The 16,319-nt window shown below is 73.0% G+C and carries 14 protein-coding genes; 2 read left to right on the top strand and 12 right to left on the bottom strand.

Annotated elements, in window-relative coordinates; translation table 11 throughout:
• Positions 1-57: 57 nt before the first annotated feature.
• The 3 genes from BOQ63_RS30035 to BOQ63_RS30025 all read right to left on the bottom strand — a co-directional run bounded on the left by BOQ63_RS30035 (position 58) and on the right by BOQ63_RS30025 (position 3,683).
• Positions 58-1,368, bottom strand: a complete 1,311-nt coding sequence (locus BOQ63_RS30035) for a deoxyguanosinetriphosphate triphosphohydrolase (protein WP_072655255.1) — start codon at positions 1,366-1,368, stop codon at positions 58-60.
• A 196-nt stretch (positions 1,369-1,564) separates the two neighbouring features.
• Positions 1,565-2,575, bottom strand: coding sequence for an SGNH/GDSL hydrolase family protein (locus BOQ63_RS30030; RefSeq protein WP_051747104.1), 1,011 nt, complete (start codon positions 2,573-2,575; stop codon positions 1,565-1,567).
• Positions 2,576-2,738: 163 nt separating this feature from the next.
• Positions 2,739-3,683: a PAC2 family protein gene (locus BOQ63_RS30025; protein WP_030287616.1), complete on the bottom strand. Its 945-nt coding sequence runs from the start codon at positions 3,681-3,683 to the stop codon at positions 2,739-2,741.
• A gap of 678 nt (positions 3,684-4,361) precedes the next feature.
• On the opposite strand from BOQ63_RS30025, the gene BOQ63_RS30020 reads away from it, so the two are divergent.
• On the top strand, positions 4,362-5,096 hold the full coding sequence (locus BOQ63_RS30020; protein ID WP_033348951.1) for a GNAT family N-acetyltransferase: 735 nt from the start codon (positions 4,362-4,364) through the stop codon (positions 5,094-5,096).
• Here BOQ63_RS30020 and BOQ63_RS30015 read toward each other — a convergent pair.
• Entirely contained in the window at positions 5,086-6,351 is a 1,266-nt protein-coding gene (locus BOQ63_RS30015) for an ADP-ribosylglycohydrolase family protein (RefSeq protein ID WP_072655254.1), read from the bottom strand. The genes BOQ63_RS30020 and BOQ63_RS30015 overlap by 11 nt on opposite strands.
• Positions 6,352-6,476: 125 nt before the next feature.
• Here BOQ63_RS30015 and BOQ63_RS30010 point away from each other — a divergent pair, with 125 nt between their 5' ends.
• The gene (locus BOQ63_RS30010) at positions 6,477-7,472 is read left to right on the top strand and encodes a putative endonuclease domain-containing protein (RefSeq protein WP_051747105.1); all 996 of its coding nucleotides are present in this window, start codon (positions 6,477-6,479) and stop codon (positions 7,470-7,472) included.
• A gap of 13 nt (positions 7,473-7,485) precedes the next feature.
• Here BOQ63_RS30010 and BOQ63_RS30005 read toward each other — a convergent pair whose 3' ends face one another.
• The 8 genes from BOQ63_RS30005 to BOQ63_RS29970 form a co-directional block, all read right to left on the bottom strand.
• Positions 7,486-7,797 (bottom strand): transcriptional regulator, encoded by a 312-nt coding sequence (locus tag BOQ63_RS30005; protein ID WP_030287625.1) that lies wholly within the window; start codon positions 7,795-7,797, stop codon positions 7,486-7,488.
• The gene (locus BOQ63_RS30000) at positions 7,797-8,270 is read right to left on the bottom strand and encodes a hypothetical protein (RefSeq protein WP_030287627.1); all 474 of its coding nucleotides are present in this window, start codon (positions 8,268-8,270) and stop codon (positions 7,797-7,799) included. The genes BOQ63_RS30005 and BOQ63_RS30000 overlap by 1 nt, the downstream gene beginning before the upstream one ends.
• Positions 8,271-8,351: 81 nt before the next feature.
• Positions 8,352-8,843 (bottom strand): ribonuclease, encoded by a 492-nt coding sequence (locus BOQ63_RS29995; protein WP_072656383.1) that lies wholly within the window; start codon positions 8,841-8,843, stop codon positions 8,352-8,354.
• Between the two features lie 248 nt (positions 8,844-9,091).
• Positions 9,092-11,800: a pyruvate, phosphate dikinase gene (gene ppdK / locus BOQ63_RS29990; RefSeq protein ID WP_030287631.1), complete on the bottom strand. Its 2,709-nt coding sequence runs from the start codon at positions 11,798-11,800 to the stop codon at positions 9,092-9,094.
• A gap of 563 nt (positions 11,801-12,363) precedes the next feature.
• Positions 12,364-13,575, bottom strand: coding sequence for a tRNA dihydrouridine synthase DusB (gene dusB / locus BOQ63_RS29985; RefSeq protein ID WP_223886074.1), 1,212 nt, complete (start codon positions 13,573-13,575; stop codon positions 12,364-12,366).
• 66 nt (positions 13,576-13,641) lie between these two features.
• Complete coding sequence (locus BOQ63_RS29980; RefSeq protein WP_050366800.1) at positions 13,642-14,415, bottom strand: DUF4097 family beta strand repeat-containing protein; 774 nt, start codon at positions 14,413-14,415, stop codon at positions 13,642-13,644.
• Entirely contained in the window at positions 14,412-15,056 is a 645-nt protein-coding gene (locus BOQ63_RS29975) for a response regulator (RefSeq protein ID WP_072655252.1), read from the bottom strand. The genes BOQ63_RS29980 and BOQ63_RS29975 overlap by 4 nt, the downstream gene beginning before the upstream one ends.
• Positions 15,044-16,273 (bottom strand): sensor histidine kinase, encoded by a 1,230-nt coding sequence (locus BOQ63_RS29970; protein WP_030287639.1) that lies wholly within the window; start codon positions 16,271-16,273, stop codon positions 15,044-15,046. The genes BOQ63_RS29975 and BOQ63_RS29970 overlap by 13 nt, the downstream gene beginning before the upstream one ends.
• Positions 16,274-16,319 lie beyond the last annotated feature (46 nt).

Raw genomic sequence — 16,319 nt, 5'->3', positions numbered from 1 at the left:
CGGGGTTTCGAGCCGGCCGTCCGGGCCGGGGTCCGGGGCCGGGGTCCGGCCCGCGGGCTACGCCCAGGCGGCGCCGACCAGTTTGGCGTGCAGGGCGAGGGCCGAGGCATCCGTCAGGGTGGCGATCTGGTCGACGACCGTGCGGAGGGCCGCGCGGTCGTCCTCGGCCTCGTGGTACATCGCGGCGAACACCGGGTCCAGCCCGTCGGGGGCGCGCTGGGTCAGGACGTACGCCAGCTCGGCGATCACGATCCGCTGGCGGGCCCGCAGCTGGGCCTGCTCGTCGCGCATCATGACGAAGCGGACGGCGACCGCCTTGAGCACCGCGCACTCCAGCCGGACGCCCCTCGGCACCACCAGCTCGGCGGCGTAGCGGGTGAGCCGGCCGGGGCCGTAGCGGGCCCGGGTGGCCTGCTCGGCGGCCAGGCAGAAGCGGCCGATCAGCTGGCTGGTGAGGTCCTTGAGACCGGCCCGGGCACGCGCCGTGCCGTCGTAGGCCTGCGGCCACCAGTCCTGGGCGAGCAGCCGGTCCAGCGCGGCGGCCAACTCCTCCGGCTCGGCGTCCGGGGCGTAGCGCTTGGCGACCTTGAACAGTTCGGCGCGCTCGCCGGGGGCGCGCAGCGCGGCCGGGTCGATGTGGCCGGCCTGGAGGCCGTCCTCGACGTCGTGGGTGGAGTAGGCCACGTCGTCGGACCAGTCCATGACGGTGGCCTCGAAGCACTTGCGGCCGGCCGGGGAGCCTGCCCGCAGCCAGCGGAAGACCGGCAGGTCGTCGGCGTAGACGCCGTACTTGGGCGAGGCCGGGTCGACGGGGTGGGCGCCCTTGGTCCACGGGTACTTGGTGGCGGCGTCCAGGGCGGCCCTGGTCAGGTTGAGGCCCACGCTGCGGCCGGGCCAGGGGGCGAGCCGGGCGGCGGGCTGGTCGTCCTGGGGCGCGAAGCGCTTGGGTTCGAGCCGGGTCAGGATGCGCAGCGACTGGGCGTTGCCCTCGAAGCCGCCGCAGGCCTCGGCGGCCTGGTCGAGGGCCTCCTCGCCGGTGTGGCCGAAGGGCGGGTGGCCGATGTCGTGGGCCAGGCAGCCGGTCTCCACCAGGTCCGGGTCGCAACCGAGGGCCGCGCCCAGTTCCCGCCCGACCTGGGCGCATTCCAGCGAGTGGGTGAGCCGGGTGCGCGGGAAGTCGCTGCGCATCGGGGCGACCACCTGGGTGGTGCCGGCCAGTCGGCGCAGTGCGGCGGAGTGCAGTACCCGGGCGCGGTCGCGCTGGAAGGCGGTGCGGCCGGGACGCTTGTCCGGTTCTGGGACCCAGCGGGCCTCGGCGGCGTGGTCGTACGGGATCGGGGCGGCGAGGCGGTGCGTGGTGTCATCCATATGACCCTTCACGGTACGCCGCACCGCCGACACGCGGGATGTGCCGCGCGCGAAGGGGTGCGGGCCGGGGCGTGAACCGTGGGAGGCGCGCCGATGTCGGCCGCCTCGAACCACTCGTGCCCGAACGGCCCCCTTCCGGAGCCGCCCGGTCAACCCGGTCAGCCCCCACCCGGCCCGCTCAGCCCACCCGGCCCGCTCAGCCCCGGACGGCCTTCAGCACGACGCCGGCCACCGCCTCCTCCCCCTTGGCGTTGGGGTGGATCGGGGTCAGCCCGTGGGCCGGGAACGGCGGCTCGATCCAGCGGGAGTCCTCACCCGCGCACATGTCGTGTCCGGCCGACGGCCCGGCGGTGTCCACGAACACCGCCCCGGCGGCCTCCGCGCGCTGCTTGAGCATCCCGTTGAGCTGCCGCTCCTTCTCGGCGAGGAAGCCGAGGTCCGCCGCCGCGATGGTGGTGCCCAGCACCGGCCCGCAGCTCACCGGGTCGGTCGGCAGCAGCGCCGGGTAGCCGACCACGTACACCCGGGCCTGCGGGGAACGGCGCCTGATCTCCCGGAGGACGTCGGCGACCTTGCCGCCGGCCTCGTCCACCCTGGCCTGCAGCTGGTCGGCACCGCCGGAGGCGTAGTGCTCCCGGCAGGGCGCGGCCGAGGTCTTCCCGCCGACCAGGTCCTTCACCGCGCCCACCAGGGTGTCCTTGGCGCACTCGGTCATGACCTGCATGAAGCCCGCGTCGTTCCCGCCGATGCCCAGGGTGACCAGCCGGGTGGCCGGGGTCAGCGCGTCCAGCTGGGCCGGGTTGGCCCCGTCGTCGGTCTTCTGCACCGCCTTCAGGTCCCCGGTGCGGGCGCCGCTGCAGCTGACGTCCCGGAACTGCCCGGGCGCCAGGGCGAGCGCCTTCGCCACCAGCGCGGGGTAGTTGACCCCGGAGCGGCCGCAGCCGCCCGGCTCGCCGACCTGGGGGGCGATCTTCGGCCCGGCGGTGTAGGAGTCGCCGAGCGCCACGTACGGGCCGCTGGGCGGGGTGGGGGTCGGCGTCGGGGTGGCACCGGCCGGGGCGCGGCCCGGCAGCGCGCCAGCGAAACCCCGGTCCGAACCGTCCGAACCGTCCGCACCGCCCCCGCCGCTGCACCCGGCCAGTCCGGCCAGCAGCAGGGCGGCGAGCCCGGCCGTCACGACGACGGCCGGGCGTGTGGTCCTCGGCATGGCATCCCCCCGGGGGTGCGAGTCACGGGCTGCTCCGTACGGCGGCCCGTCCCCCGGGCACCGCCGTGTCCAACGTACGGGCGACGCCGATGACTCCCGTCGGCGCCGCACCCGTCCGGGAGGAGCGGGACCGCTACTCCGCCACCCCGCCCCCGCTACCCCGCTACTCCGCGCCGCGCTCGTGCTCGGCCAGGAACTCCTCGAAGCGGCGCCCCAGCTCCTCCGCCGAGGGCAGGTCGACCGGCTCGGCCAGCAGGCTCTCCCGGCCCTCGGCGCCCGCCACCGCGTCGTACTGGCCCTCCATGCCGCGGATCGCCGAGCGCAACTCGCCGTCCCCCTGGGCCAGCTGCTCCTCGATGTCGGCGTACACCTCGCCGACCCGCTCGCGCAGCCGGGTGCCGGGCAGGACGAGCCCGCTGGCGGACTGCACCGCCTCCAGGATCAGCACGGCGGCGGCCGGGTAGGCCGAGCGGGCCACGTAGTGCGGGACGTGCACGGCGAAGCCCAGCACGTCGTGCCCGGCCTCTGCCAGCCGGTACTCCAGCAGCGCCTGGGCACTGCCCGGGACCTGCGCCTGCTCGAACCACTGCGGGTAGCCCGGCGCGAGGTCGAGCCGGTTGCCGTGCGGCGTCAGGCCGACCGGGCGGGTGTGCGGCACGCCCATCGGGATGCCGTGGAAGTCCAGGCTGAGCCGCACCTCGAAGCGCTCGACCAGCGCACGGACGGCGCGCGCGAAGCGCTCCCACTCGACGTCCGGCTCGGGGCCGCTGAGCAGCAGGAACGGGGCCCCGGCTGCGTCGCGGACCAGCTGGAGCAGGATCTCCGGCGGGTCGTAGGCCGTCCAGTGGTCGTGGTCGAAGACCATCGCGGGGCGGCGGGCCCGGTAGTCGACCAGCCGGTCGTGGTCGAAGCGGGCCACCACCTGCGGCGAACCCGTCTCCAGCAGGTGGGACACCACCTGGCCGCCGGCCTCGCCGGCGTCCATGAACCCCTCGAAGTGGTGGAGCAGCACCAGGCCGGCGCCGGTGTCACGCAGCTCCGCGTTGGCCTCGGCCACGGCGGCCACGCCCCGCTCATCCAGCTCGTACAGCGCCTGGAAGTCTCGCACCGCGCACCCAACCCCGTTCTCTGCTCGTCCCGATCCGACCGGCTTCTCGTCCTCTCCAGCGTGCCGGGCCGCGCCGGAATTCCCGTTCCGGCCGACCGCTCGGCGCGCGACCCGCCCGACGACACGGCCGGCAGCCGTCGCCGGCCGCTCCGGAACATGATCGCACCCGGAGGAGAAGCCCCTGGTCACGGGTGTTCAACCGCCCCGTCCGGAGCACGCGGTGGCGGCCCGCACCGCCATTCGCGTGCCGCGAAGTGACGCACCGCGTTCTGGCGGGTATCGTCCTCTCGCTGCCTCGCATCGTCGCGTCGTCGTCACGTCGTCCGTAACGCCGTCGACCACGACCCGGATCGCTGCTCGGACAGCCACCCACGACGCATCTTGCCTTCACCTGGCCGCCTGCTTCCCTTCGCGCTCTCGTTTCCTCCTCGGCCATTTCGCGGACGCACACTGTCCCCTCGCTCTCCCCGCCGGACCGGTCCGAGGACCCGTGTCCGTTCCGGCACCACGCGCCGCCCGTTCCGGGCCGCCGCCCCCGCCCCGCCCGACCGGAAGCCCTCCGGCGCGCACGGGTACCCGGAGGCGGAAACCGGGCCGGGGCGAAGCCAGTCACCCCGCAGCCCGTGCCGCACCCCGGCGCGGACCGCGCCCTACGACCGATGAAGGACCGAAGGTTCCGTGCCCGTACCTGTCATCCTCACCGGCCGCACCGTGCGGCTGGAGCCCCTCGCCGCGCACCACGCCGAGGCCATCGCCGAGGCCGGCGCCGAGGACCGTACGACCTACGCCTTCACCGCCGTGCCGCACGGCCTGGAAGCGGCCCGCGACTACGTCGCGCGGGCCCTCGCCGACCAGGCCGCGGGGCGGTCGATGGCGTTCGCGACGGTCAACGTCGCCGACGGCCGGGTGGTCGGCTCCACCCGGTTCCTCGAACTGGACTACTGGCAGGGCCCGCTGGTGTGGCCGCCCACGCCCGGCGTGCCGTTCGGTGATCCGGCGACGGCCGTCCCCGACGCCGCGGAGATCGGCAACACCTGGCTCTCGCCGCGCGCCCAGGGCACCGGCATCAACACCGAGGCCAAGCTGCTGATGCTCCGGCACGCCTTCGAGACCTGGGGCGTGCAGCGGATCTCGCTGCGCGCCGACGCCCGCAACCTGCGCTCCCGGGCCGCCATCGAGCGGCTCGGCGCGACCTCCGAGGGCGTCCGCCGGGCGCACTCGCGCGGGCTGGACGGGGTGGTGCGCTCGACCGCGTTCTACTCGATCCTGGACTCCGAATGGCCCGCCGTCCGGGACATCATCGAGCTGCGGATCGCCGCCGCCACCTCGCCGAGCGCCCCGGATCCGGCGATCAACCAGGAGTGTCTTAGACAGGGCGGCAGCGGCGCCGGGCAGCTGATGATCACGGCCTGAGGGCGGACCGTTCGCCGGTGGCGGCGGTCCTCAGGATCCAGCTCAGTGTGGTCAGGCCGTGGGGGTCCGTGGGCAGCACGGACCACCGGTGGTGGCTCGTCTCGACGACCGCCGAAACCGGACGCCGGCCACCACGGATCCTGGTGACCGCCACTTCCCAGACCGGGTGGCCGCCCCCGGGGCGGCAGATCCTGACCGAACCCTCGCGGGTGTGCACCGCCCAGCGGTGGTCCAGCGTGTCCGTGTGCCGCCCGGCCCGGAGGCGCTGCCACTGTTCGTCGGTCCACTCCACGTCGGGGACGGGATGCGAGCGCGGAACCAGCATGTCCGCGCGGCCCCGGCCGCCGGTGACGCCGCCCGGCTCCGGGAACGCCCAGCCGGGCAGCGGTTCGCGGGCGGCCATCCACTCGGCCGGGATACCGCGCGTGCCGGTGCAGGAGGCGACGACTCCCCCGGTGATCGCGGCCACGGTGTCCATGTCGCCACCGGGCGCGATCGCCTCCCATACGGCCGCCCGGTAGTCGGTCAGGTGACGGGCGGCGCACCGGAGGGCGTACGGGACGGTGTCGGCGGCTGAGGTCCGACTGCCGTTGCCGAGGACCTTCGCGGCGACCAGCGGGTCCGGTTCGGCGAGCAGGGCGATCGCCTCGATCACGCCGTTGCGCACCGCGCCGATCGGCGTGTGGAAGACGACCTCGCCCAGGAACGTCTCCGGCGTCATGGTCCCGGTCCGGGCCCGCACCGCGATCGCCGCCGCCACCGCGACGGCGATCGCGCCGTCCACGGCCTGCGGGTGGGTGTGGGTGATCACCGCCGTACGGGCGGCCAGCCGGACGACCTCGTCCAGGTCGTCCGCGTACGCCGCCCCCAGCGGGGCGACCCGCATCGCGGCGCCGTTGCCGTACGAGCCCTGACCGTCGAAGAGTTCGGCGGCCAGGGCCTTGGCGTCGCCGCCCTCGCGGATCAGCCGGAGCATCCGGTTGGCGGCCGGGCCGTAGCCGCGGTCGAAGTCGTGGCGGAGGGCGAAGGCGTGGGTGAGGTCGAAGGTGTCGATGGTGCCGCGTTCGCGCTGGGCGGCGTACACCGAGCAGGCCATCTCGGTGTCGTCGGTCCACGGCCAGGGGCCGGGCGGGTCGGTGCGGCCGGTGAAGTGGGCCCGGGCGGTTTCCGGGACGAAGAACTGGGCGCCGAGGGCGTCACCGACGGAGAGGCCGTTGAGCGCGTCGAGCGCCGGGCCGTTGGGTTCGGTCATCATGTGGGACCAAGCTCAGCGGGTCGGCGGCCGTTCCGTCAACTTCCGTTCCGTCAACCTCCGTTCCGGGACGCCCCCGGCGAGGGACGTTTCGCATACCGCCGATCCGGGCGGGCAGGCACCCGGGTATGACCTGCGCGAACCCGCTCGACCCCGTCGCCCTGCTCGGCGCCGACCAGCAGCACATCGCCACCCGGGCGCAGCTGCGCCGGCTCGGCGTGCCCTCCGGCACGATCGCCCACCGGCTGCGGCCCGGCGGGCCCTGGCAGCAGGTGCTGCCGCGGGTGATCTGCCTGCAGAACGGGCGACTGACGATCCATCAGCGCTTGCGGGCCGCCCTGGCGTACGCGAGCCCGAAAGGGCGGCAGCCGCAGCCCGGAGAGGTGCTGCTGACCGGGTTCACGGTGCTGGCGGAGGCCGGGCTGCCGAGCGCCGGGCACCCGGCCGACCTGGCCGAGGTCGAAGTCCTGATTCCGACCCAACGCCGGGTGGGCGACCGGGAGTTCGTCCGGGTGCACCGGGCATCCGGGGCGATGCCGGGAGGCTTCCAGCGGGACGACGGGCTGTGGAGCGCCACGGTCGCTCGGGCACTGGCGGACGTGGCGCCGCAGGAGACCGGGCAGCGCCGGTTCCGGGCGCTGTGCGCCGAGGCGGTGCAGCGTCGGCGCTGCGAACTGGGCGAGCTGCTCGACCAGTTGCTCGCCCGGCCGGGGGCGCTGGCGCTGCCGCAGGTGGCCCGGGCGGTGGAGGACCTGACCGCCGGGGCGCGCTCGGTGGTGGAGGGCGAGGCCCGCGAGGTGCTCGCCCACGCGGGCCTGCCGGAACCGCTGTGGAACCCGGTGCTCTTCCTGGACGGCCGGTTCCTCGCCGCGCCGGACGCCTACTGGCCGCACGCCTGCGTGGCCCTGGAGATCGACTCCCGCGCCTACCACCTGCGCCCGTCCGACCACGAACGCGGCCTGGCCCGCGCCAACCGGCTGACCGCCGCGGGCCTGCCGGTGGTGCGCGCCACCCCGGCCCAGCTGCGGCGCGACCCGGCGCCGGTGCTGCACGAGCTGACCGCCCTGGTCACCACCGGCCCGCACGGCCCGCACGGCCGGATCAGCTGGCGGCGGGCGCGGTGAACTCACCGCAGTGTCAGGCGTGCTGGGCCCCGGCCGCCTCGGCGGCGGCCACCAGCCGCTGGAGTTGGGCGAGGTGGGCGGCGAGCGCGGCGCGGCCCTCGCGGGTGGCGGCGAGCCAGGTGCGCGGGCGCTTGCCGACGTACCCCTTCTTCACCACCAGGTACCCGGCCTCCTCCAGCGCGGTGGCGGCCTTGCTGAGGACGGAGTCGGAGACCTCGCAGTGGTCCCGGACGGCGGCGAACTCGGCCTCCCGGCAGGCACCGAGGAAGGCGAGCACAGTGAGCCGGGTGGCGTGCTGGAGCAGCGGGTCGAGGGCAGTGGGCATCAGCCGGCTTCCTGCAGCCGCCGGACCCGGCGGTTGAGCCGGCTGGTGCCCGCCCAGAAGGTCAGGCCCGCCGCCAGCCCGGCGGTCCCGCCGATCCAGCGCGGGCCGCCGCCGGCCCACCAGGCGAGCACCATCGCGGCCCCCGACGCGGCGCAGACCGCGAGGACCGCCGACGCGACCGGCCCGCCGATGCCGTCCGGCATGCCCCGGCGGACGATGCCGTCGCTGCGCATGGCGAAGCGCGCGAGGCCACCGGTCAGGGCGGCGAAGCCGCCGGCGAGCCCGCCGATCACGGCGATCTGCCCGGTCTCGATGACGTGGCCGATCCCCAGGCCGTAGGCGGCGAAGGCGAAGGCGAAGGCCGGCCCGTACCAGCGGGGCAGCTCGCCCGGGCGCCGGGCGGCCGCGCCGGCCCGGTCGGCCAGGCGCAGTGCCTCGGCGGCGGACGGCGGGGTGGGAGCGGAGTCACTCATGTTTCCCCCTCGGAAAGTGACGGTGGCTCCACTGTGCCACACCCTTTCCAGGTTGGAAAGTATTTTCTGTGAGGCAAGCGCTCAGCAGCGCGGGTCGATCTCCTGGAAGGTCGCGTAGTGGTCCGGGGACCAGTACTGCTCGCCCGAGCCGCCGGTGACGACCCGTCGGGTGCCTCGGTCGTTGGAGCCGGGGGTGACCACGGTGAACTCGTGGTAGTAGCCGTTGCCCTTCTTCGGCAGGCGGCTCTCGCGGTTCTCGAAGACGATGCCGTCCCGGTTGTACGGGTAGGGGCCGTTCTTGGCGATCAGGGCGAGGGTGTCCTGGGCCTGGCTGGGCAGCTTGGTGCGGCAGACGTCGGCCAGCGCCGGGTCGGCGGGCGTCCAGGCGCCGCCGGCGGGCGGGGACGGCTTGGGAGCCGAGGATTTGGGGGCCGAGGTGCCCGCGGCGGCGGAGCTCGCGGCGGCCTTGGGGTGGGTGCTGCCGCCCCTGCCGGCGAGCAGGTACCCGACCCCGGCGAGCACGGCCAGGATCAGGACGGCCACGACGACGAGCGGGCTCTTGCTTCTGGTCATGCGGTCCAGCTTGGCAGGCGCCCGCGCCCGGACGGCCGTGTCCCACACATGACGGACACCACGCGACGGGCACCGCCCGACGGACACCACAAGGACGTACGGCCGGGCGGGAACGGACGCCGTTGTCCGTTCCCGCCCGGCCGTGTTACGTACGCCGGTTCTCCTGCGCCGAGCTCCGGTGTACGCCCTCCCGACGGGAGGGGAAGCGGTCAGTCGTACCCGCGCGTGAGTAGGGGATGCCTACCCTCTCAGCGCGAGTCGCTGCCCGCCGACTCGATGGCGGCGCGGCCTGCCTCCAGGCGCGCCACCGGGATGCGGAAGGGGGAGCAGGAGACGTAGTCCAGCCCCACCTCGTGGAAGAAGTGGACCGAGTCCGGGTCGCCGCCGTGCTCGCCGCAGACGCCGAGCTTGAGGTCGGGGCGGGTGGCCCGGCCGGCCTCGACGGCGTGCTTGACGAGCGAGCCGACGCCGTCGCGGTCGATGGTCTCGAACGGGGAGACCCCGAAGATGCCCTTCTCCAGGTAGGCGGTGAAGAACGAGGCCTCCACGTCGTCCCGGGAGAAGCCCCAGACCGTCTGGGTCAGGTCGTTGGTGCCGAAGGAGAAGAACTCGGCGGCCTCGGCGATCTGACCGGCGGTCACCGCGGCGCGCGGCAGCTCGATCATGGTGCCGAGCTTGATGTCCAGCTTGACGCCGGTGGACCGGGCGACCTCGGCGAGCACCCGCTCGCACTCGTCGCGGACCAGCTCCAGCTCCTGGACGGTGCCGACCAGCGGGATCATCACCTCGGGGCGCGGGTCCCCTCCGGCCAGCTTGCGCTCGGCGGCGGCCTCGGCGATGGCCCGGACCTGCATGCCGAACAGGCCGGGGATGACCAGGCCGAGGCGCACGCCGCGCAGGCCCAGCATCGGGTTCTGCTCGTGCAGCTTGTGCACCGCCTGGAGCAGGCGCAGGTCGTTCTCGTTCGGGTCTTTGCGGGCCTCGGCGAGGGCGACGCGCACCGACAGCTCGGTGATGTCGGGCAGGAACTCGTGCAGCGGCGGGTCGAGCAGACGGACGGTGACGGGCAGGCCGTCCATCGCCTGGAAGAGCTCCAGGAAGTCGCCCTTCTGCAGCGGCAGCAGGGTGGAGAGGGCGAGCTCGCGGTCCTTGTCGTTGTCCGCGAGGATCAGGTGCTCGACCTCCTTGCGGCGCTCCTCACCGAGGAACATGTGCTCGGTGCGGCACAGGCCGATGCCCTGGGCGCCGTAGCGGCGGGCGCGCGAGCCGTCCTCGGCGTTGTCCGCGTTGGCGCGCACGGCGAGGCGGCGGCGGCCGTCGGCGTGCGACATCAGCCGGTGGACGGCCTGGACCAGTCCTCCCTGGACGTCGGCGCCGGCGTGCAGGGTGCCCTCGAAGTACTCGACCACGGGGGACGGCAGCACGGGTACCTCGCCGAGGTAGACCTTGCCGCTGGCGCCGTCGATCGAGACGACGTCGCCCTCGTGGACCACCAGGCCGTCGGCGGTGGTGAACTTGCGGCCCTTGGTGTCGACCTCCAGCTCCTCGGCGCCGCAGACACAGGTCTTGCCCATGCCGCGGGCGACGACGGCGGCGTGCGAGGTCTTGCCGCCGCGCGAGGTGAGGATGCCCTCGGCTGCGATCATGCCGTCCAGGTCGTCCGGGTTGGTCTCGCGGCGGACCAGGATGACCTTCTCGCCGGAGCGGGACCACTTGACGGCGGTGTAGGAGTCGAAGACGACCTTGCCGATCGCGGCGCCGGGCGAGGCCGCCAGGCCCCAGCCGATCTGCTTGGACTCGGCGGTCGGGGCGAAGCGCGGGAACATCAGCTGGGCCAGCTGGCCGCCGGTGACGCGCATCAGGGCCTCGTCCAGGTCGATCAGGCCCTGGTCGACCAGCTGGACGGCGATCCGGAAGGCGGCCGCGGCGGTGCGCTTGCCCACGCGGGTCTGCAGCATCCAGAGCTTCCCGCGCTCGATGGTGAACTCGATGTCGCAGAGGTCGCGGTAGTGGTTCTCCAGCGTCTGCATGATCGCCATCAGCTCGTCGTACGACTTCTTGTCGAGCTTCTCCAGCTCGGACAGCTGCAGCGTGTTGCGGATGCCGGCGACGACGTCCTCGCCCTGGGCGTTGGACAGGTAGTCGCCGTAGACGCCCTGGGTGCCGGTGGAGGGGTCGCGGGTGAAGGCGACGCCGGTGCCGGAGTCCTCGCCGAGGTTGCCGAAGACCATGGTGCAGACGTTGACCGCGGTGCCCAGGTCGTTCGGGATGCGCTCCTGGCGGCGGTACAGCCGGGCGCGGTCGCCGTTCCAGGAGTGGAAGACGGCGTGGATGGCGAGGTCCATCTGCTCGCGCGGGTCCTGCGGGAAGGCCCGGCCGGTCTCGCGCTCGACGATTCCCTTGAACACCTCGACCAGTTCCCGGAGGTCGGAAGCGTCCAGGTCCAGGTCGTTGACGGTGCCCTTGGCGTGCTTGGCCTCTTCGAGGGCCTCCTCGAACAGCTCGCCGTCGACGCCCAGCACGGTCTTGCCGAACATCTGGACCAGGCGGCGGTAGGAGTCCCAGGCGAAGCGCTCGTTGCCCGACTGAGCGGCGAGGCCGACCACCGAGGTGTCGGAGAGGCCGATGTTGAGGACGGTGTCCATCATGCCGGGCATGGAGAACTTGGCACCGGAACGGACGGAGACCAGGAGCGGGTTGTCGGCCTGGCCGAGCTTCTTGCCCATCTCCTGCTCGAGGGCGTCCAGGTGGGCGCTGATCTCCTCGTGCAGCGAGGTGGGCTCGCTACCCGTGTCCAGGAAGACCTTGCAGGCCTCGGTGGTGATGGTGAACCCCGGAGGCACGGGGAGCCCCAGGTTGGTCATCTCGGCCAGGTTCGCGCCCTTGCCGCCAAGAAGATCCTTGAGGTCCTTGTTTCCTTCGGTGAAGGAGTAAACAAACTTCTGCTGGGACGGCACGGGTCGGTCTCCTCGTACGCGGTTGCCCTGACGCCGGAGAACATACCCATTTCGAAGGCACTTCTCTGCCCTGAATAGGCCACACGAGGCCGGTACCGAGGGGTAACCCGCTAGATCGAATGCACATAAAGGCGTTCACCTCTGTTGGTGAAATCGTCCCCCTGACGCGAGTCCGCGTTCAAGTCTTGAAGTCAAGGAAACGGAAGATCGCGCGATCCGGACGCTGGGTAGCCACCGTGGGTCGGTCGCGTTGCCCCGGCTTGATTTCCTGCACCCGGATCGGCCGATCGGCGTCGAACCGGCTTCGGGAAGCGATTCACACGCCACCTGTCCATTTCGTCCACTGACCGGCCGTCAGCCGCACCCTCGTGTGGCAAGCGTCACCAGCCCGCCTCTCGGCCCGGACGTAGGACGGCTGCGCCAATCGTCGCACTCGGTGGTGAACCGTGCCCGTCAAGTCACATCAGCAGGACAAAAAGGAGCCATCTTGTCCAGAATGGACAAGATGGCTGTGACCGGGTGGCCAGCGACCCGGGAGGGGCCATTTTGCCAGTACGGCTAGCTCATCCGCCGGAGGTGTCCGATTCGGCATCCTCGCCCGGGCGGGCGCAGTCGTACGGATCGTCCAACCAGCCCTCGGGCAGGACCACCCGACCGTTGCCGCTGGTGCGCCCGCGGGGGCCGTCCGCGCCGATCGGCCACGTCTGGGTCTGCTCCACCTGGGCCAGCGTCTCGGCCAGTTCGGTCAGCGAGGAGGAGTTCGCGAGCTTCACCCGCAGCTCCGAGCCGACCGAGAAGCCCTTGGTGTACCAGGCGACGTGCTTGCGGAAGTCGATCACGCCGCGCGCCTCGTCCCCCAGCCACTCCCCGAGCAGCTGGGCGTGGCGCACCATCGCCCGGGCGACGTAGCCGAAGTCGGGGCGGGCGTAGTCGACGTCCCCCTCGAAGATCGACACCAGGTCCCTGAACAACCACGGCCGCCCCAGGCACCCGCGGCCCACCACGACGCCGTCGCAGCCGGTCTCGCGCATCATCCGCAGCGCGTCGTCGGCCGACCAGATGTCCCCGTTGCCCAGCACCGGCACGTGTCCCGGGACGGCCTCGCGCAGCCGGGCGATCGCCGACCAGTCGGCCGTCCCCCCGTAGTGCTGGGCGGCGGTGCGGCCGTGCAGGGCGATCGCGGCCACGCCCTCCTCGGCACCGATCCGGCCCGCGTCCAGGTAGGTGAGGTGGTCGTCGTCGATGCCCTTGCGCATCTTCATGGTGACCGGCAGGTCGCCGGCGTTGGCCACGGCCTCGCGCAGGATCTCGCGCAGCAGGTTGCGCTTGTACGGCAGCGCCGAGCCGCCGCCCTTGCGGGTCACCTTGGGGACGGGGCAGCCGAAGTTGAGGTCGATGTGGTCGGCCAGCCCCTCGTCCGCGATCATCCGGGCCGCCTTGCCGACGGTCACCGGGTCCACCCCGTACAGCTGGATCGAGCGCGGCTTCTCGCTCGGGTCGAACTTGATCAGCTGCATGGTCTTGGCGTTGCGCTCGACCAGGGCCCGGGTGGTGATCATCTCCGAGACGTACAGGCCCTTGCCGCCGCTCTGCTCGCGGCACAGGGTGCGGAACGGCGCGTTGGTGATGCCGGCCATTGGCGCCAGCACGACGGGCGGCCACACCTTGATCGGGCCGATGTCCAGCGGCGCGAACTCGGGCGCGGCCTCGGTCGCGGTCGCGGGCGCGGGCGCGGGCGTGGTCTCGAGCGCGGTGGGTGCGGGCGTGGCTGTCATGCGCGGCTGACCTCGGGTAGGGGGACGGGACTCTCCATTGTCCCCCACCCGGGTGAGCGGCCGGGCTCAGGAGCGGTAGCCGATCCACAGTGAGCCCGAGCCGACCTCGGTATCCAGGGTGTTGGTGCTCGCCGCGTCGCCCAGGGCCGCGTCGATGTCGCTGTTGCCCGAGCCCGTCCGGCCGTTGATCCGGTAGTGGCTGCCCTTCGGCACAGACACGGTCACCCCGCCGGAGACGGTCCTCACCTTGACGTCCTGCGGTGCCGACGAGAAGGTCAGGTCCACCGCTCCCGAGGTGCTGGCCGCGTCCACCCGGTCCGAGGCGAGGTCCTCCCCCTCCACCTGTCCGGAGGTGGCGTGCGCGTAGACCGGTCCGGTCAGCCTGCGCAGTGTGATCGCCCCGGAGGTGCCGTCCAGCCGCACCTCGCCGGTGAGGTCCTTCACCTCGACCGCGCCCGAGGTCACCGAGCCGGAGACCGAGGTGCCGGTCGGCACCTCCAGCTCGATCGAGGCGCCGCAGTTGAAGAAGGGGAGGGAACGCCGACAGGTCACGCCGACGGTCATCGTGTCGCCGACGAAGTCGGCACGCACCTGCGGCTCGGAGACCGTCCAGTCGAGGTTCTTGCGCATGACGACCCGGTCCTCCGCACCCGCCTTGATCTTCACGGCCGCGCTGCTCGTCGAGAGCTGCAGCTTGTGAATGGAGGCGGTGTACGTCTGCTGCTCGGTCCGGTCCTGCCGGGCCACCGTGGCCAGGGCCTGTGCGCCGCCCATGACCACCACGAACACGACGGTGAGAACCCCGGTGAGCCGCCACGCCTTGGCGGCCCGGGCGCTCACGCGATCTCCAGGAAGCGCAGCACCGCCATCACCCGGCGGTGGTTGTCGTCGGCCGGCGGCAGGTCCAGCTTGGTGAAGATGGAGTTGATGTGCTTGGCCACCGCGCTGTCGCTGACCACCAGGGCGGCGGCTATGGCCGCGTTGGACCGGCCCTCCGCCATCAGCGCGAGGACGTCCCGCTCACGCGGGGTCAGCTTCTCCAGTGGGTCCTGCTTGCGACGCACCAGCAGCTGGGCGACGACCTCCGGGTCCAGCGCGGTGCCGCCCTCGGCGACCCGTTGCAGCGCGTCGAGGAAGTCGTCCACATTGGCCACCCGCTGCTTGAGCAGGTAGCCGACGCCGCTGGTGTTGGTAGCCAGCAGATCGGCGGCGTAGCGCTCCTCCACGAACTGGGAGAGCAGCAGCACGGCGACCTCCGGCCACTGCCGACGGATCACCATCGCGGCCTTGACGCCCTCGTCATGGAAGCCCGGGGGCATCCGGACGTCCGCGACCACCACGTCGGGGTGGTGCTCCTCGACCGCGGCCAGCAGTTCGTCGGCGTCCCCGACGGCGGCCACGACCTCGAAGCCCACCGCCTCCAAAACCTTGACCAGGCCGACCCTGAGCAGGACCGAGTCCTCGGCGATCACAGCGCGCACGGCAACTCCACGGTGATGGTGGTGGGACCCCCGAGGGGGCTGAGAACGGACAGCGTGCCGTCGACCGAGGCGGCGCGCTTGCGCAAACCGGTCAGCCCGGTGCCGCGCGAGGCGTCCGCACCGCCGACGCCGTCGTCGGTGACGACCAGGCGCAGCCTGCCGCCGGCAGTCCGCACGGACACGTCGACGGCGGAGGCGCGGGCATGCTTGGCGACGTTGGTGAGCGCCTCGGAGATGGTGAAGTAGGCGACCGCCTCGACGGTGGGGGCGATCCGCTCGGCCAGGTCCACGTCCAGCCGGACCGGCAACGGGGTGCGGGCGGCGACGCCGGACAGCGCCGCGTCCAGGCCTCGGTCCTCCAGCACGGCCGGGTGCAGACCGCGGACCAGGTCGCGCAGCTCGTCGATGGCCGCCTGCGCCTCCTCGTGCGCGGCGACGATCACCTCCATGGCGTCGGGCGGGCAGTCCTTGAGGGTGCGCCGGGCCAGGCCCAGGTTCATCGCCAGGGAGGTCAGGCGCTGCTGGGCGCCGTCGTGCAGGTCGCGCTCGATCCGGCGGCGCTCGGCGTCCACCGCGTCCACCAGGCCCGCCCGGGACTCGGCGATCTCCTCGACCCGGCGCTCCAGCGCCTCGGCGCGGTTGGGCCCGAGCAGGATCTGCGCCGAGCGGACCTCGAGCCAGGCGGTCAGCGTCGCCAGCCACGGCGTCACCACCAGCAGCAGCACGCCGATCACGGTGAGCGCCACGTCCAGGCCGGCCAGCTGGGCGCGCAGCCCGACTTCGAGCGGCATCAGCCAGATCCAGGCGTACAGGGTGGCCAGCGCCAGGGCGACGCCCCAGAGGTAGACGACGGCCAGCGCGCCGACCGCCAGGGCCGGACCCACCAGCAGGTGGTAGGTGATCTGACGCCAGCTCAGACCGATCCGCAGCCAGCGCAGCCGCACCGTCGCGGGCTTGCCGGGGGGCGGCACCTCCACTCCGTACAGGGCGCGCAACCGGCTGCGTTGGACACCGGTGAGCCAGCGCGTGCAGACCAGCACGACAGCGAGGACCGGGAACAGCAGCGACGATGTGGTGACGGCCCCCCAGACGGGAAGGGCCAGGGGTATCCCGGCGGCTATGAAGCGCGCGTCCCGCCAGGCCTCCGGCGACCACGGAGGGCGCCGCAGGCTCCTGACGAGCGCTCGGCGCCACGTGGTGGAGGGGCTGAAGGACATGGCGGACAGCGTAGGACGTAGTGATCAAGAACCGCCATGAAGAGGG

It is taken from the genome of Streptomyces viridifaciens, assembly GCF_001888885.2.
Classification (GTDB): Bacteria; Actinomycetota; Actinomycetes; order Streptomycetales; family Streptomycetaceae; genus Kitasatospora; species Kitasatospora aureofaciens.
Note: the sequence above shows the minus strand (reverse complement) of the source record. Positions and strands in the feature narration are given on the sequence as shown.

Excerpts from the sequence above, each read along its gene's own strand:
- BOQ63_RS29970 (WP_030287639.1), bottom strand. The coding sequence starts at position 16,273 with ATGTCCTTCAGCCCCTCCACCACGTGGCGCCGAGCGCTCGTCAGGAGC.
- BOQ63_RS30035 (WP_072655255.1), bottom strand. The coding sequence starts at position 1,368 with ATGGATGACACCACGCACCGCCTCGCCGCCCCGATCCCGTACGACCAC.
- BOQ63_RS30030 (WP_051747104.1), bottom strand. The coding sequence starts at position 2,575 with ATGCCGAGGACCACACGCCCGGCCGTCGTCGTGACGGCCGGGCTCGCC.
- BOQ63_RS30015 (WP_072655254.1), bottom strand. The coding sequence starts at position 6,351 with ATGATGACCGAACCCAACGGCCCGGCGCTCGACGCGCTCAACGGCCTC.
- BOQ63_RS30005 (WP_030287625.1), bottom strand. The coding sequence starts at position 7,797 with ATGCCCACTGCCCTCGACCCGCTGCTCCAGCACGCCACCCGGCTCACT.
- BOQ63_RS30000 (WP_030287627.1), bottom strand. The coding sequence starts at position 8,270 with ATGAGTGACTCCGCTCCCACCCCGCCGTCCGCCGCCGAGGCACTGCGC.
- BOQ63_RS29995 (WP_072656383.1), bottom strand. The coding sequence starts at position 8,843 with ATGACCAGAAGCAAGAGCCCGCTCGTCGTCGTGGCCGTCCTGATCCTG.
- BOQ63_RS30010 (WP_051747105.1), top strand. The coding sequence starts at position 6,477 with ATGACCTGCGCGAACCCGCTCGACCCCGTCGCCCTGCTCGGCGCCGAC.
- dusB (WP_223886074.1), bottom strand. The coding sequence starts at position 13,575 with ATGACAGCCACGCCCGCACCCACCGCGCTCGAGACCACGCCCGCGCCC.